Genomic DNA, 16,420 nt, shown 5'->3' with positions numbered 1-16,420 from the left:
TTTAAAACAGTAGCACTTTTCAGTGCTACTGTTTATTTGTACAGTTATTTTGCTTTGTTAGAAAAATCGTTACTTTTTTAACCAAACTATGAATCAATATTACTTTACCCTTAACATCTCTTATCAAACTTTTTTGTCTCACTACAATGGGGCGGCAAGCAACGTTTTAGTAGTTACAGACAAAGGCTTACGCCTGCAATTGCCTGCATCGCGTTTCAGGCCATTTCTTAGTCAAATAGGGCTAAAAGGACGCTTCAGGTTAACAACTGACCAAAATAATAAGTTTCTAAAGTTAGAACTTCTGTGAGCAACTGATTTTATAGAAGTTTAAATAGAACCTTAGTCACATTCTCAAACATTTCACCTCTTACCACTCCCAAAAGAATTAACTATTTATCAATAAAGCTTTTACAATAAAGCGGCATTACCCGTGTTAAGCACTATGCTTACAACAACCCCCAAAAAACATACAATTCTAATTGTGGAGTGTGATTATGACCGCGCGTGAAACACTGATGCCGGTTCTGCTTGAAAAAGTGTATAAGCTTATTCAAGACAAACTCGAGCTTGCTCATCAACCCCTAGTCACCCAACTAGCTCAACATTTATTTAGCAACATTTCTCAAGACGATTTAGTCGAGCGTAACGAATCCGACCTATACGGTGCCGTTGTTTCGCTATGGCACCATATTAATGAGAAAAAAGCTGACGAAATTTCTGTTCGAGTATTTAATCCGACCGTGAGCCGCCAAGGCTGGCAATCTACCCACACAATCGTTGAGATTGTTGTGCCAGATGGCCCGTTCTTAGTTGACTCAACAAAAATGGCGTTGAGCCGTTTGGATCTTTCATCACACTTGATGCTGCATGGACCAACGCAGATTGCCCGTTCAGCGAAAGGCGAGATTTCAGCGATTAACCAAGGAGAAGGGGCGCTTCAGTCACTGTTCCATATTGAGGTTGACCGTTTAAGCTCCAAAGAAGAAATGGCTTCATTAAAAGCCGAACTATTAAGTATTCTGAATGACACAGGATTAGTTGTTCAAGACTGGTTACTGATGGTTGAAAAACTTGAAGAAGTAACTGCTCAGGTAGAATCGCAACAGGGAGAGGTTGAGATCCAACGTGATCGTTACGACGAGTCGATCCAATTCCTTCGTTGGTTGGGGAATCACAATTTCACGTTTATGGGGTATAAAGAGTACGATCTTGTTTCAGTTGACGGCGATACCGAACTTCGCCCAACGCCTGATAAGGGTTTGGGGTTGTTTGCGAATCGCGAGCGTGTTCGTACTGTTAAGCTTTCTGACTTCCCTGACTCTGCACGTTTAGAAGCGAAAAAGCCATTCCTTTTGATCGTGACCAAAGGCAACCGCGCATCTCGTATTCACCGTCCTGCTTACACGGATTATATCGGCATCAAGAAATTTGATAAGAACGGTAAAGTGATTGGTGAGCATCGCTTCACTGGTCTATACACTTCAGCGGTATACAACCAGAGTGTTGAAGGCATTCCACTGATTCGTGAGAAAGTGGAACGTATCCTCGAAGCAAGTGGTTACCGAGAAGGCTCTTACTCTTACAAAGCACTTCACAATATTTTAGAAAATTACCCGCGCGACGAGCTTCTTCAAGCGAAAGAAGAGGAACTACTGGAAGTCGGTATGGGTGTAGTGCAGATGCAAGATCGAGATCTACTGCGTCTGTTCGTTCGTAAAGACCCGTTTGGTCGTTTCTTTAGCTGCATGGTTTATGTGACTAAAGATCGTTACAACACAGAGCTGCGCCGACAAACTCAACGAATTCTTCAGCAGTATTTCGGTTGTAAGCAAGAAGTGGAATTCACCACTTACTTCTCAGAGAGCCCACTAGCTCGAACTCACTATATTGTTCGTGTTGATAATAACAACATGGACGTAGACGTTAAAACGATTGAGCAAAACTTAATGGAAGCATCTTCAACTTGGGATGATCGTTTATCTGAAGCGATCGTGGCGAACTTTGGTGAGAGTAAAGGTCTGCCACTTTCTAAAGATTACTTACGTGCATTCCCACGTTCGTACAAAGAAGATGTGATGCCTGGTTCAGCTGTTGCTGATATTGAGCGCTTAGAAAAACTCAGTGATGACAACAAATTAGGCATGCTTTTCTACCGCCCACAAGAGTTGGGTGCAGATTCAAAATCAGTACGCTTAAAGCTTTACCATCGTGATGAGCCTATCCATCTGTCAGATGTGATGCCAATGCTTGAGAACTTGGGCTTACGCGTGATTGGTGAATCGCCATACGAGGTACGCAAAGCGAATGGTCAGGTTTACTGGATCCTAGATTTCTCAATGCTCCATAAGAGCGAGAAAACTGTCGATCTTCGAGAAGCTCGTGATCGTTTCCAGCAGGCATTTGCTGCAATTTGGGCTGGCGAACTTGAAAGCGATGGCTTTAACCGTTTGGTACTAGGTGCATCATTGACGGGTCGTGAGATTTCGATACTTCGTGCTTATGCTCGTTACATGCGTCAAGTTGGCTTCCCATTCAGTCAACAATATATCGAAGACACGCTGAACCATTACCCAGATCTAGCGAAAGGGCTGGTAGAGCTATTTGGTAAGCGTTTCGAACCTAAATTCAAAGGCAGCCAAAAAGGTCAGAACGATCTTATCGCTAAGATTACTGAGCAGTTGGATCATGTTGAAAGCCTGGATGATGATCGTATTCTTCGTCGTTACATGGAGATGATCACTGCTACACTTCGTACTAACTACTATCAGTTAAATGAAGACAAGCAGCCTAAACCTTGGCTATCACTTAAGATGAAACCAAGTGATATTCCAGAAATTCCTCAGCCAGTACCAGCGTTTGAGATCTTTGTTTATGCACCAGATATTGAAGGTGTTCACTTGCGTGGTGGTAAAGTGGCGCGTGGTGGTCTACGTTGGTCAGATCGTCAAGAGGATTTCCGTACCGAAATTCTTGGCTTAGTGAAAGCGCAGCAAGTTAAGAACACGGTGATCGTTCCTGTTGGTGCAAAAGGTGGTTTCGTCTGTAAACGTCAGCCTATGCTAAGTGGCCGTGATGAAATCTTCGCTGAAGGTCAACGCTGTTACAAACGCTTTATCCGCGCACTACTTGATGTGTCAGACAACATTATCGAAGGTGAAGTGGCTCATCCTAAGAGTGTGGTTCGCCATGATGAAGATGATCCGTATTTGGTTGTTGCGGCTGATAAGGGTACAGCAACATTCTCAGATCTTGCGAACTCTGTATCAGAGGAATACAACTTCTGGTTAGGTGACGCATTTGCATCAGGTGGATCAAACGGCTACGACCACAAAGCAATGGGTATCACAGCGAAAGGTGGTTGGGAATCGGTTAAGCGTCACTTCCGTGAAATGGGGATTAACTGTCAGACTACAGACTTCACTGCCATCGGTGTCGGTGATATGGCTGGTGACGTATTTGGTAACGGCATGCTGCTATCTAAGCACATTCGCTTGCAAGCTGCGTTTAACCACATGCATATCTTTATTGACCCGAATCCAGAGTCAGCGCCAAGTTGGGAAGAGCGTAACCGCTTATTCAATCTTCCACGTTCTAGCTGGGAAGACTACGACGCTAAGCTAATTTCAAAAGGTGGCGGTATTTTCTCTCGCCGTGCGAAGTCGATTTCTTTAACGCCAGAAATCCAAAAGATGCTGCGTACCAAGAAATCTTCGGTTGCCCCTAATGATCTGATTAAGATGATCCTATCTATGGAAGTCGATCTTCTATGGAACGGCGGTATCGGTACTTACGTTAAAGCTTCGAGTGAGACACATACTGACGTTGGCGACCGCGCCAATGATGTATTGCGTATCGATGGTCGCGATCTGAAAGCGAAAGTTGTCGGTGAGGGCGGTAACTTGGGTATGACTCAGCTTGGTCGTATCGAATATGCACTGACTGGTGGCCGCGTTAATACCGACTTCGTTGATAACGTAGGTGGCGTTGACTGTTCGGATAATGAGGTCAACATTAAGATCTTCCTTAATGGTCTAGTTACTAATGGTGATCTTACGGTTAAGCAGCGTAATAAGATCCTTGAGTCGATGGAAGACGAAGTGGGTGAAATTGTTTTGGATGACGCATACTGTCAATCTGAGTCCATCTCAGTGACTGAGCAGCAAGGTGTGTCATTAGTTAAGGAACAAATTCGCTTCATTCATACTATGGAAAAAGCGGGTCACCTTGATCGTGCACTAGAGTACATTCCAGATGATGAAACCTTACTTGAGCGTGAAAAGCAGGGTATGGCATTGACTCGTCCAGAACTTTCTGTACTGGTGGCATACGGTAAGATGGTTCTGAAAGAAGAGCTGGTACATGAAGACATCGCAAAAGATGAATTCCACGCTCAGCAACTTGTGAGTTACTTCCCGACTGAGTTACGCCGTAACTATTCTTCGCAAATGGATAATCATCCACTACGTGCTGAAATTATTGCAACAGCGCTTGCGAATCAAATGGTTAACGAAATGGGCTGTAACTTTGTTACTCGTCTACAAGAAGAAACGGGTGCGTGCGTCGTTGATATTGCAAACGCGTATGTAGCATCTCGTGAAATCTTTGGACTAGGCAAGGTACTAGAAGAAGTACGCTCGCTAGACAATGAAGCCTCAACCGAAGCGCAATATGACATGATCTTCTACGTTCGTAGAACGTTACGTCGTCTATCACGTTGGTTGTTACGCAATCGTACTGGTCGTCAGTCTGTTAAAGATCTGATTGAACTGTACCAAGGTGACGTTGATACAATCAAAACGCATCTCGATGACATGCTTGTTCCTTCAGAAGTGGAAGAGCACAACGAGATGGCGCAAGCTTGGATTGAGCAGGGCATCAAGGAAGAAGTGGCTAGCTATGTCGCTCGTTTGTCTAGTCTATACTCAGTACTGGATATATCTACAGTATCTCGTGAAAAAGGCAAAACTATCGAGCAAACGGCTAAGCTTTACTACAACCTGGGTGACCGCTTATCACTGCACTGGTTCTTGAAGCAAATCAATGGCCAAGCGGTGGATAACAACTGGCAAGCATTGGCAAGAGCTGCGTTCCGTGAAGATCTTGATTGGCAACAGCGTCAGTTAACAGGGCAAGTGCTGAGCTGTGGTTGTTCGCCAGAAGATCTCGATGTGATGAAAGCACTAGATGATTGGATCGAAACCAACGAGACATCTTTGCACCGTTGGGAAAATATTCTCAATGAATTCAAGGTGGGTTCAGTGCATGAATTTGCGAAATTCTCTGTTGCATTACGCGAACTTATGCTGCTTAACCTTAATTGCAGTGCGAATGAGTAAACGTTTGCCATAATTCGTTGAATTATTCGGTAAAACATTGAATAATACAGCCCCGTTTATACGGGGCTTTTTTCTTTCGGAGGCACAATGCTTTACCGTCTAGCCAGAACTGGCTTTTTCCAACTCGATGCCGAAAAGGCACACGATCTCGCAATTCAAAACTTCAAGCGCTTTACCGGCACACCACTTGATCTTCTTTACCGTCAGCAACTTCCTCATCGTCCAGTCGAATGTATGGGTTTAACTTTCCGTAACCCAGTTGGCCTCGCGGCTGGTCTGGATAAAAACGGCGAGTGTATTGAAGCATTCGATGCTATGGGCTTTGGTTTTGTTGAAGTCGGCACAGTGACACCTCGTCCGCAAGCAGGAAATGACAAGCCACGTCTATTCCGTCTTGTAGAGGCAGAGGGCATTATCAACCGTATGGGTTTCAACAACCTAGGTGTCGATAACCTTGTCGAAAATGTCAAGAAAGCCAAATACGACTGTGTACTTGGTATTAACATCGGCAAGAACAAAGACACACCAATCGAAAAGGGTGCGGAAGATTACTTGATCTGTATGGAAAAGGTATATCAGTACGCAGGCTACATCGCGGTTAACATTTCTTCGCCAAATACTCCAGGATTGCGTTCGCTGCAATACGGTGAAGCTTTAGATGAGTTGCTGTCAGAGCTAAAAACTAAACAAGCGGAATTGGCTGAAAAGCATGGTAAATATGTTCCTCTTGCATTGAAGATCGCTCCGGATCTTAGTGATGATGAGATCAAACAGATCTGTGACTCTCTGCTTAAAAACAAGATCGACGCAGTTATCGCAACCAACACAACATTGGATCGCTCAATCGTTGAAGGTATGAAGTACGCGAACGAGGCGGGCGGTTTGAGTGGACGTCCTGTTCAAAGCAAAAGTACTGAAGTGGTTCGCTGTCTACATGAACAGCTTAAAGATGAAATTCCAGTCATTGGAGTAGGTGGCGTTGATTCTTACGTTGCTGCTAAAGAAAAAATGATGGCGGGTGCGCAGTTAGTTCAGGTTTACTCTGGGTTTATTTATCACGGTCCGGCACTCGTACGTGATATCGTCAAAAACATCTAAGCCATATTAAAATAGAAAGCAAATCGATGTGACATTGTCACACGATAGATTTCTAATTAAAACTGATTGATAACAAGAGGAAATGACTTTTCATTTCCTCTTTTTTTTCGCCTATTAGCTAATAAAATCCAATTATTGCTAGGAAAGGTAATTAAGCGTTTTACCTAACTTCAAATCAAATTTCAGAGATGGAACGATGCTTAAACCCAGTGACAAATGGACTTGGTACTATGATGACTCAGAAGGGCACCTTATGCTCGATCTGGGTGATGATATGGTATTTAAGACCAACCTTCCTCGTAAGCTGATTGTCGACTGCGCGATTGGCGTTAATGAATTCTCAGTAGATGATGCTTCGGCCTATCAAACCTATAAAGAACAAATCGCATTACTTGGCCTGAGTGAGCCAAGACAAGCAGAGCTCTCATTGTATTGTGTTGCCGCGAAGCGTTTTCATAAACCTGTTCAGCCGAAAAGTTGGTTTTTCGACTGTCTATCGGATGGCCAGATTGCTCCAGAAGAAGGCGACTTGATACGTCTAACGAACTCCCTGAGCGAAGGCTTTTTTATTGTGTTAGAGGTAGGTGAGTGTGCCAGCCTGTGCGCATCTGTTTCACTAGACGGTTTCGAGCTCAATGGTTCTAAATCGCTCCAATTTGGACAAGCGATTAAAGTGATGCACGATAGACTAACTGTAGCGAATCATCTATTTCACGCCCAACCAATCGCATTGGTGGGCTAACCCAAATTATCGTTCCTTTGTTTCATTTCCCGCCAGCATAATTGCTGGCTTTTTTTTGCCCCTAACTCGGCTAAAGAGAGCCTGATAACGCTCTTCAGCTTTATTCTCATCTGTGAGATACGTTCAAATTATCATCACATAGCACAATTAATTTCCATGTTTTCATAGCCACTGATTCTAGAAAAGCAGGGTTTATTCCTCTTTTGTGGCTTTTTTGTAACTTAATTACACGAAAATACACCCCTGGTATAGACCAAAGTAAGCATGAATTAGTATTCACTTCGCTTTTAGAGCCGATTGCTTGGTAGAAATAGGTTTTTATGTTTTTCGGGATTTGAAATCGAACAACGAAGTATGAAAGTGTCGATATTTCATTCAATTGAACGACAAAATGGGGGATTTAACTGATTGAGCTAACGATAACTATTGGAGTCAGGTATAATGCGGGGTCATTTTCTACAGAATTAAAACACCACTATGCATCAATATCTTGCGGTTACGTCCAACGGTTTGGAAAACTTGTTGGTTGAAGAGTTAACTAAGCTAGGGATCACTAATGCCAAACCTGTTCAAGCAGGGGTACGCTTTAAAGCATCAAATGAGCAAATTTATCGTTGTTGCTTATGGAGTCGCTTAGCGTCGCGTTTCGTCCGTGTGCTATCTGAGTTCACTTGTAACGATGATATGGATCTCTACCTAGCAACTTCTTCAGTGAACTGGGTCAATCAATTCCATAGTTCGAAGATGTTTGTTGTTGATTTCAATGGTACTAACCGTGAAATCCGCAATAGCCAGTACGGCGCAATGAAAGTGAAAGATGCCGTAGTGGATAGTTTCGAGAAAAAGAACTTACCAAGACCGTCGATCAGTAAAGATCGTGCCGATCTTCGCATCCATGTTCGTTTGCATCGTGATAAAGCGATTCTTGGTGTCGATATGGTGGGTGGCGGCCTTCATCAACGTGGCTATCGCCCAGAATCTGGTCGTGCGCCGCTTCGCGAAACGCTAGCAACTGCTATTATCCTGCGTAGTGGCTGGAGCGCTGATAAACCACTATTAGACCCTATGTGTGGTTCAGGCACGCTGTTGATTGAAGCGGCCATGATGGCGGCAAACATGGCACCTGGTGTGAATCGTGAGAAATGGGGCTTTGAGTCTCTAGAAGACTTTGAACCTGAGCTTTGGGCTGAGATTAAATCGGAAGCGGCAGTACAGGCGAGACGGGGTGTCAAAAAAGCTGACACTAAGTTTTTCGGCTTTGATAACGACGCGCGAGTGCTTAAAACCGCAAAAGACAACGCGCGCCGTGCAGGTGTTGATTCTCTGATTGAATTTAACCTTGGTGATGCCGCGCAAGTTAAGCGTCCTCAAGAGTTTGAAGCGGGCGTTATTGTTTCAAACCCACCATACGGTGAGCGTTTAGGTACTCATCCTGGTTTGATTGCTTTGTACACGGCATTTGGTGCTCAGCTGAAATCTGAGTTCGGTGGCTGCCAAGCGTCTATTTTCTCTAGCTCTGATGAGCTTCTAAGCTGTTTGCGCATGCGTGCAGACAAGCAGTTCAAACTGAATAACGGTGCGTTACCGTGTCACCAGAAGAACTACTCAATTAGTGACCGTCCGGTTGAAAATAAAGGTGACAATGTCACTGAATCACTAGTTGCACCTGATTTTTCTAACCGCTTGAAGAAGAACATTGCCAAAATTGGTAAATGGGCGCGTAAAGAGAAGCTCGATTGTTACCGAATCTATGATGCAGACTTACCGGAATACAATGTCGCTATCGATGTTTACCTCGATCACCTTGTGATTCAAGAATACGCGGCACCAAAGAATATCCCTGAAGAAAAGGCGAAGCGTCGTCTGACAGATATCATTCGCGCAACTATTCAAGTAACAGGTACAGAAGCGAATAAAGTTGTGCTTAAAGTCCGTGAGAAGCAGAAAGGGCGTTCACAGTACCAAAAGCTGTCTCAAGAGTCTGAAACACTCAATGTGCATGAATATGGTGTGCAGCTTAAAGTAAACCTGCATGACTACCTCGATACAGGTCTGTTCTTAGATCATAAGATTACTCGTCGTAAACTCGGCGAAATGGCTCAAGGCAAAGACTTCTTAAATCTGTTTGCTTATACCGGATCTGGCACAGTGCATGCCGCTTGTGGTGGCGCTAAATCAACCACAACGGTTGATATGTCGAACACCTATCTAGAGTGGGCGAAAGAGAACATGAAACTGAATGGTCAAGTTGGCCGTCAGCATAGATTCGAGCAAGCAGATTGCCTGCAGTGGCTTGAGCGCTCAACGGCACAATTTGATCTTATCTTTATCGATCCCCCAACGTTCTCCAACTCTAAGCGTATGGAACAAAGCTTTGACGTGCAGCGTGACCATATTCAGTTAATGAAGAACCTTAAGCGTTTGCTTCGCAATGGCGGCACGATCGTGTTCTCAAACAATAAGCGTCACTTTAAGATGGATATGGAAGGTTTGGATGAACTTGGTTTAACTGCGAAGAATATTTCACACCAAACTTTACCAATGGACTTTTCTCGCAATAAACACATTCATAACTGCTGGGTTTTGACTCACAAGGAATAGTAGGTCACACGTGATCACTTTATACAGTACAGAAGGGTGCCATCTATGTGAGATGGCATTTGACCTTACAAAACAGCTCAATATTTCTCATCAGGTCGAGATTGTCGATATTGCTTTCGACGATGAATTGTTTTCTCGTTACGGTGTCACCATTCCGGTGCTGAATTATCAAGGTAACGAGCTTAATTGGCCGTTTGATTTACAACAATTACAGCTTTGGTTAGACGAAAATGGCATTACTAACAATAAATAATGGATTACTGGCCTATGGTGATCATCCTCTTCTAGATAATGCAGATTTCGCATTGCAAGAGAATGAACGCGTTTGTTTGGTTGGTAGAAACGGTGCGGGTAAATCCACATTAATGAAAGTGCTTGCCGGTGAGGTGGTACTTGATGATGGTAAACTAACGGTTACCCAAGATGTTGTCGTTTCACGCTTAGAGCAAGATCCACCAAGAAACCAAGAAGGCACAGTGTTCGATTATGTTGCTGGTGGACTGGCGGAAATCGGCGAGCAGATTAAGATCTATCAAGATCAGCTCGATCTGATTGCGGTTGATCCATCAGAGCAGAACATCAATAAGCTGGCACGTATTCAAGAAAATCTTGAACATTCTGGTGCGTGGCGCTTTGAAGACCGCATCAAGAATGTGCTCGCTGCGCTTAAGCTCGATGGTCACACCAAACTGACTGACCTTTCTGGTGGCTGGCAGCGTAAAGCAGCGCTTGCAAGAGCATTGGTTCGTGATCCAGACGTATTATTGCTTGATGAGCCAACTAACCATCTTGATGTTACAACGATTGAATGGCTAGAGAACTTCCTCAAAGACTTCCGTGGTTCGATTATCTTTATCTCTCACGACCGCGCGTTCATTAAATCTATGGCGACGCGTATTGTCGACCTCGATCGCGGCAAACTAGCTTCTTTCCCAGGTAACTATGACAACTACCTAGTCGATAAAGAAGAGATGCTAAGAGTCGAAGAGATGCAGAATGCAGAATTTGATAAAAAGCTTGCTCAAGAAGAAGTTTGGATTCGTCAAGGTATCAAGGCTCGACGTACCCGTAACGAAGGGCGCGTACGTGCGCTTAAAAAGCTACGTGAAGAGCGAAGTGATCGCCGTGAAGTGCAGGGCAAAGCGAATATCCAGATTGATGATGCGTCACGCTCAGGCAAGATTGTCTTCGAAGCGAAGAACATCAACTATGACATTGATGGCAAGTCGATAGTTAAGGATTTCTCTTTCAATATCATGCGCGGTGACCGCATCGCACTGATTGGCCCGAACGGTTGTGGTAAGAGTACATTACTTAAACTGTTGCTAGATGAGCTTCAGCCTCAGTCCGGTAAGCTCCACTGTGGTACTAAGCTTGAAGTGGCTTATTTTGACCAGTACCGCGAAGTACTTGATCCTGAAAAGTCTGTAATTGATAACCTAGCTGATGGTAAACAAGAAGTCATGGTTGGTGGTCGTCAGCGTCATGCGTTGAGTTATCTGCAAGATTTCCTATTTGCACCTAAACGTGCTCGTACTCCTGTTAAAGCACTCTCTGGCGGTGAGAAAAACCGCCTATTGCTAGCAAGAATTTTCCTAAGACCAAATAACTTATTGGTGCTAGATGAACCAACCAACGATTTAGATATCGAAACTTTGGAACTTTTAGAAGATTTGCTTGCCAATTATCAGGGTACGCTTTTACTTGTCAGCCACGATCGTCAGTTTGTTGATAACACAGTAACGACAAGTTGGATCTTTGAAGGTGAAGGCGTAATTGAGGAATTTGTTGGTGGTTACCACGATGCGCAGCAGCAACGCATTCAAACTCAGAAGGCTCGCGCGTCTGAAAAACCAACAAAAAGCATTAAACAGGTTGAGGAAACTCCCAAAACCGCGGCAGTAAAGAACAAGCCTAAGAAGTTATCTTATAAACTGCAGCGAGAGTTAGAAGCATTGCCAGCCAAACTTGAAGAGTTAGAAGCAGAGATTGAAAGCTTACAAGAGCAAGTCAACAGCGCTGATTTCTTTTCAAAACCCGTCGAGCAAACGCAACCCGTATTAGATAAGCTGACTGCTAGAGAGCAGGAGCTTGAAATTGCCTTCGAACGCTGGGAAGAGCTCGAAGCAATGCAACAGGAAAGTTAACAACTAATGAGTAGTAAGATTTTTAAAATTTCAGCAGTAGCGGCAACGATTGCTGCTTCATTCGCAGCCAATGCGGCTCTTTATAATGTGTATTTGGATGAAACCAGCGGTATCAGCCCTGACACTAGCCGCCTGATTTATGGTTCTACGATTTCACCAGAAACGACGGTTTGTTGGAGTAACTCATGTGATGCCGACACTTCAGTTATGGTGACTGAAGTTAAGTATTATCGTGAAGGTTTTAGCTATAGAGATGAAGCTCCATTCTTTCTTCCGTTTGGTTGGGACTATCTGGATGACAACCATAGCGGATTTAAGGATTATTGTCGTAACTATCTAGGTTATGCAGATACCCTTTGTGAAAATTGGGCCACAGCACAGTATACAAACGGTTATGCTAGAGAGCAGGGGGGCAATTATGATAGCTCGATTGCTTACTTAGATGCTAACCGAGATGGTACTGCAACAGCGGTCAAAGCAGAAAACACAGTTGTTAACTCAATTAATTTCTCCGGAGGGGGCCCAGCAGTTGAGCCGGTCGGTAATGCGCGCAATGGTGGTACAAACAGAAACATTGGATTTGTAGGCTCTGATAGTGCGACTTATACAATCGGTGATGCTAATTTCTTGTCATCTCATGCGTGGGTAAGTAAGACCTTGGCTACTAATGCAGGGAATCGGACATTTACTGTAGGAAGCGTTACACGTAATAATGTAGACACAGGCAACACTAAAACTTTCACTTCAAAGCCAACTGTTTGGCTGGATGTAGGTTCGACCAGAACAGAAATTAACTGGGAAGGAGCTAAATCCGAAGATGGTAATTCTAAAGCGCAGGGTAGTGCCAGGGATATTATCTTAGACTCAAGCGATAATAACAACGTTTATGCTGTCGGTTACACGTCAGACGGAAGTGTTAGATTGAAAGCGGCGGTATTTAAATCTACAGACAGTGGTTCAACTTGGAAAGATTTCAGTAATGGTAGTAAGTTGGTCTCAGGTTTCCCATATGCTACAGAAGAATATGCAAACCAGACTTTACAAGCTGTAAACAATAATAAGATCGCCATTGGTACTGCAAAGCTAAGACGTGCACTTAATGGTGCTTACGCAAACACTTTGTTCTATGTAGATAACCTAGACTCTCCAACGTATAAAGAGTTTAGCGGTTCGATCTTCTTCACAGGTGCAAATGGCTTAGCTGGCAATATCAACAATTACAATGATGTGGTGGGCACTGTCGATTATGAACAGCACTCTGAAACAAATGGCAAACCACGTGCACAAAGAGCCTTTATTGCTAACTTGAGCAATGTGCCAGGCTCTTCTGCGCCAATCGGTGGTCAAGCACGCTATCTAGATGATTTGACCTATGGTTCTGGTGCTACAACAGACAATAATAAGTTCCGTGTTATTCAAGCTGCTGATATTAATGATGCAGGTATAATTGCTGCAACTGCGTATTACTGCGCGGCGGGTTTTGAAAGTGAAGCCATCGATGCAAAATGTGCTGCAGGTGCTGCACTAGCCGGTGTTAAACTCGTGCCAATTAACGGACAAGACTCAGGAGATATTTCTCCACGCCCAGTGACTCAAACAACGGTAGAACGCCAAGGTGGCACGTTGGGATTCCTGGCTTTAGGTCTACTTGGATTGCTAGGGTTCCGTAGAAAATAGGTTAAATTGTAAACAAGGGCACAGGTTCACAGTTTTGAATCTGTGCCTTTTTTTTAGCTTGAATTCGCCGTTCTTTTGATCGAATCTTAATTAGGAAGCCATAAAAGCTTCACATTAATCGGTTATCAGGATCTTACAAAGATCGCTGTTGGCAGGTTAAGAAAGTAGTACGTTAAGAAACATTTTATGTATGAGGACGACACTATGAAGAGACAAAAGCGTGACCGCTTAGAGCGAGCTCAATCTCAAGGATATAAAGCAGGCCTGAATGGTCGCTCTATGGAGGCATGTCCATACCAACAGATGGATGCTCGATCTTATTGGCTTGGTGGTTGGCGCGATGCCAGAGAAGATAAACACTCTGGTCTCTACAAATAACACTCATTCCACATACAACAAAGGAACTTAGCCCCGAAAGGGGCTTTTAAGTCGTTATCTAATGCACTATAACTAAATATTTTGGCTATAAAAAAGCGACTCTAGTGAGTCGCTTCTTAAAATACAGTATGCTTAGAAAGCTGATGTGTCTTGGAAAAGACCAACTTTAAGATCTTTCGCTACGTAAATTTCTTTACCGTCAACAAGAACACGGCCATCAGCAAGACCCATAACTAGCTTACGGTTAACTACGCGTTTCATGTGGATTTCGTACGTTACTTTTTTCGCTGTAGGTAGGATTTGACCTGTGAACTTCACTTCGCCAACACCTAGAGCACGACCTTTACCTTTGCCGCCAACCCAGCCAAGGAAGAAACCCACGAGCTGCCACATTGCGTCAAGACCAAGACAGCCAGGCATTACTGGGTCGCCAGGGAAGTGGCAATCAAAGAACCATAGATCTGGAGTAATATCTAGCTCAGCTAGAATCAGACCCTTACCGAAATCACCTTCAGTCTCAGACATCTTAGTGACGCGATCCATCATCAGCATATTTGGCGCAGGTAGTTGAGGGTAACCAGGACCAAATAATTCGCCTTGGCTAGACGCTAGAAGATCTTCACGGTTATAAGAATCACGTTTGTTTTGCATTATCAATTACTCCGATTTTTGATAGCAGCATGTTAGTGAACACGTGTACGCTAAACAACTCCGATCAGTAGATTTATGAGCGAAATTTTGTTCAAACGAACCAGTTTTTGATGCGCTCCACAATTCCTTGCGGGTGCTCGTGTCTTTCAAAGTTTTCAATACGTTGCGCTATTTTACTAATAACGCTTTCTTCATCTTCACCGCGGAAAGGCTTACCCATAATGATAGGAATTGCCTCGTCCACAGTCGATACAGACCAGATATGGAATTCGTCTTTCTTAATGCTCTCAACCACGTCTTTGTTTAGCGACAAATGTTTGAGGTTGGACTTAGGCAAAACAACGCCTTGCTCGCCGGTTAAACCTTGATGCTTACAGACGTGGTAAAAGCCCTCTATCTTCTCATTTAAACCGCCAACGGCTTGCACGCGACCAAACTGGTCAACTGCACCCGTCACAGCAATTTGCTGATTGATAGGGTATTCAGAGAGCGCAGAAACAAAGGAGCAAAGTTCTGCCAGAGTCGCGCTATCACCATCGACTTCACTATAAGATTGCTCGAATACGACAGAAGCCGAGTATGGCAAAGGTTCGTCAAGTTGCAATGCACTACTAACAAATGCCTGCATGATCATCATGCCTTTAGCATGAAGATTTCCGCCTAACTCAGCTTTGCGCTCAACGTCAGAGATGTCGCCGTCACCAAAGTGGATAACACATGAGATTCGTGCAGGCTCACCATAAGACATCGGGTGACCTGGTACATCAATAACAGTAAGGCCGTTTACTTGGCCAATACATTCACCTTGCGTCTCGATGATTACTTGCCCGTCGGTAATATCCGACAGTGCGCGTTCAGGAAGATAGGCTTCGCGATGGTATTTAGCATCTAGGGCTTGCTCAAGATCTTGCTCAGAAAGCACCTTGTTATTCGATGTCAGTAACGCTTCTTGAAAAAGAGAAAGATACCAAAGAACCTCGATCGGCATGTAGTTTTGATCTTCGGTGTAACGTGCTCCGGCATTCATTAAGCGGTGTATAGCGCCAAATGAAAGAGTGGGCAGATCATATTTTTTAATAAGCCACGCAAGAAACCCCAGATAATGTTCGATAGTCTGACTGTTTACCGCGAACTCATCTTCAATCTCAGTAAACATAGCGAGTCCGGTATACAGCTCAGGCTCCAAGTACTCAAAGTCAGCAATTTGGTGACGATCACCAACCAAGACGATTTTTATGTCATAAGTTTTAGCTGGTGGACAGGTAGCGATCTTTTGTGGATTGGCGTTTATCGGGCTAACGGCTTGACCTAATAGAACGGACTTTAGAGTTTGCCAACTTGCAGGGTTAGCTAGCAACAATGTCGCAGGAATCACCAGATAGCCACCATCTGCTAGCTCAAGTAGACCATTGCTAGAAGTGACAATGTCACCCTTATCGTCGCAAGTGTATGAGCCCAATAGCGTCGCAATGTTCAAAGACTCAGTGGTAGCGACAGGCTTTTGACCAATAAACTTTTTCAGTCCATCTTTAATAAGATCGCGGTAGAACGAGTTGTCAGTGGAATTAATGATAAGTAAGCGGCAAAAGCCTTTAACAGCATTTAACGTTTCCAATGATTGCTTAAGTCGTGGTTGAATATCGAAGAAATCAACGTTATCCAGTTCATCGAATCGTTGGATCTGGGCGTCAAATTGTGAATATTGTGGTGTGACAGCGTGCCAGCTTTCTTGGTTCATTAAATCAATTCATATACTTAAAATGGATGAAAATTATATAGAAAAACCCCAT

At 43.8% G+C, this 16,420-nt stretch carries 11 protein-coding genes; 9 read left to right on the top strand and 2 right to left on the bottom strand.

What is annotated here, in order from left to right:
- The first annotated feature begins 88 nt into the window (after positions 1-88).
- From AC6R00_RS00410 to rmf, 9 genes are all read left to right on the top strand, one after another.
- Positions 89-307: a DUF2835 domain-containing protein gene (locus AC6R00_RS00410; protein ID WP_425666824.1), complete on the top strand. Its 219-nt coding sequence runs from the start codon at positions 89-91 to the stop codon at positions 305-307.
- 187 nt (positions 308-494) lie between these two features.
- Positions 495-5,336: an NAD-glutamate dehydrogenase gene (locus AC6R00_RS00405; RefSeq protein WP_500638975.1), complete on the top strand. Its 4,842-nt coding sequence runs from the start codon at positions 495-497 to the stop codon at positions 5,334-5,336.
- 87 nt (positions 5,337-5,423) lie between these two features.
- The gene (gene pyrD / locus AC6R00_RS00400) at positions 5,424-6,434 is read left to right on the top strand and encodes a quinone-dependent dihydroorotate dehydrogenase (RefSeq protein ID WP_500638974.1); all 1,011 of its coding nucleotides are present in this window, start codon (positions 5,424-5,426) and stop codon (positions 6,432-6,434) included.
- Between the two features lie 196 nt (positions 6,435-6,630).
- Entirely contained in the window at positions 6,631-7,176 is a 546-nt protein-coding gene (locus AC6R00_RS00395) for a cell division protein ZapC (RefSeq protein WP_004749467.1), read from the top strand.
- A gap of 477 nt (positions 7,177-7,653) precedes the next feature.
- On the top strand, positions 7,654-9,777 hold the full coding sequence (gene rlmKL / locus AC6R00_RS00390; protein WP_500638973.1) for a bifunctional 23S rRNA (guanine(2069)-N(7))-methyltransferase RlmK/23S rRNA (guanine(2445)-N(2))-methyltransferase RlmL: 2,124 nt from the start codon (positions 7,654-7,656) through the stop codon (positions 9,775-9,777).
- 10 nt (positions 9,778-9,787) lie between these two features.
- Complete coding sequence (locus AC6R00_RS00385; RefSeq protein WP_239825857.1) at positions 9,788-10,030, top strand: glutaredoxin family protein; 243 nt, start codon at positions 9,788-9,790, stop codon at positions 10,028-10,030.
- A complete protein-coding gene (locus AC6R00_RS00380) occupies positions 10,008-11,924 on the top strand; it encodes an ABC transporter ATP-binding protein (RefSeq protein WP_500638972.1) in 1,917 nt (638 codons plus the stop codon). Before AC6R00_RS00385 ends, AC6R00_RS00380 begins: the two co-directional genes overlap by 23 nt.
- A gap of 6 nt (positions 11,925-11,930) precedes the next feature.
- Entirely contained in the window at positions 11,931-13,601 is a 1,671-nt protein-coding gene (locus AC6R00_RS00375; RefSeq protein ID WP_500638971.1) for a DUF3466 family protein, read from the top strand.
- A 204-nt stretch (positions 13,602-13,805) separates the two neighbouring features.
- Complete coding sequence (gene rmf / locus AC6R00_RS00370; protein ID WP_004414030.1) at positions 13,806-13,979, top strand: ribosome modulation factor; 174 nt, start codon at positions 13,806-13,808, stop codon at positions 13,977-13,979.
- A 132-nt stretch (positions 13,980-14,111) separates the two neighbouring features.
- On the opposite strand, the gene fabA is transcribed toward rmf, so the two are convergent.
- Positions 14,112-14,630, bottom strand: a complete 519-nt coding sequence (gene fabA, locus AC6R00_RS00365; protein WP_004743352.1) for a bifunctional 3-hydroxydecanoyl-ACP dehydratase/trans-2-decenoyl-ACP isomerase — start codon at positions 14,628-14,630, stop codon at positions 14,112-14,114.
- Positions 14,631-14,721: 91 nt separating this feature from the next.
- Positions 14,722-16,368 (bottom strand): S16 family serine protease, encoded by a 1,647-nt coding sequence (locus tag AC6R00_RS00360; RefSeq protein ID WP_500638970.1) that lies wholly within the window; start codon positions 16,366-16,368, stop codon positions 14,722-14,724.
- Between the last annotated feature and the right edge of the window lie 52 nt (positions 16,369-16,420).

It is taken from the genome of Vibrio sp. R10-SF1-ISO8, from assembly GCF_059833805.1.
Note: the sequence above shows the minus strand (reverse complement) of the source record. Positions and strands in the feature narration are given on the sequence as shown.

Bases quoted from the DNA above. Each gene is read 5' to 3' on its own strand.
- AC6R00_RS00410 (WP_425666824.1), top strand. From the start codon at position 89: ATGAATCAATATTACTTTACCCTTAACATCTCTTATCAAACTTTTTTG.
- AC6R00_RS00405 (WP_500638975.1), top strand. From the start codon at position 495: ATGACCGCGCGTGAAACACTGATGCCGGTTCTGCTTGAAAAAGTGTAT.
- pyrD (WP_500638974.1), top strand. From the start codon at position 5,424: ATGCTTTACCGTCTAGCCAGAACTGGCTTTTTCCAACTCGATGCCGAA.
- AC6R00_RS00395 (WP_004749467.1), top strand. From the start codon at position 6,631: ATGCTTAAACCCAGTGACAAATGGACTTGGTACTATGATGACTCAGAA.
- rlmKL (WP_500638973.1), top strand. From the start codon at position 7,654: ATGCATCAATATCTTGCGGTTACGTCCAACGGTTTGGAAAACTTGTTG.
- AC6R00_RS00380 (WP_500638972.1), top strand. From the start codon at position 10,008: ATGGCATTACTAACAATAAATAATGGATTACTGGCCTATGGTGATCAT.
- AC6R00_RS00375 (WP_500638971.1), top strand. From the start codon at position 11,931: ATGAGTAGTAAGATTTTTAAAATTTCAGCAGTAGCGGCAACGATTGCT.
- rmf (WP_004414030.1), top strand. From the start codon at position 13,806: ATGAAGAGACAAAAGCGTGACCGCTTAGAGCGAGCTCAATCTCAAGGA.
- fabA (WP_004743352.1), bottom strand. From the start codon at position 14,630: ATGCAAAACAAACGTGATTCTTATAACCGTGAAGATCTTCTAGCGTCT.
- AC6R00_RS00360 (WP_500638970.1), bottom strand. From the start codon at position 16,368: ATGAACCAAGAAAGCTGGCACGCTGTCACACCACAATATTCACAATTT.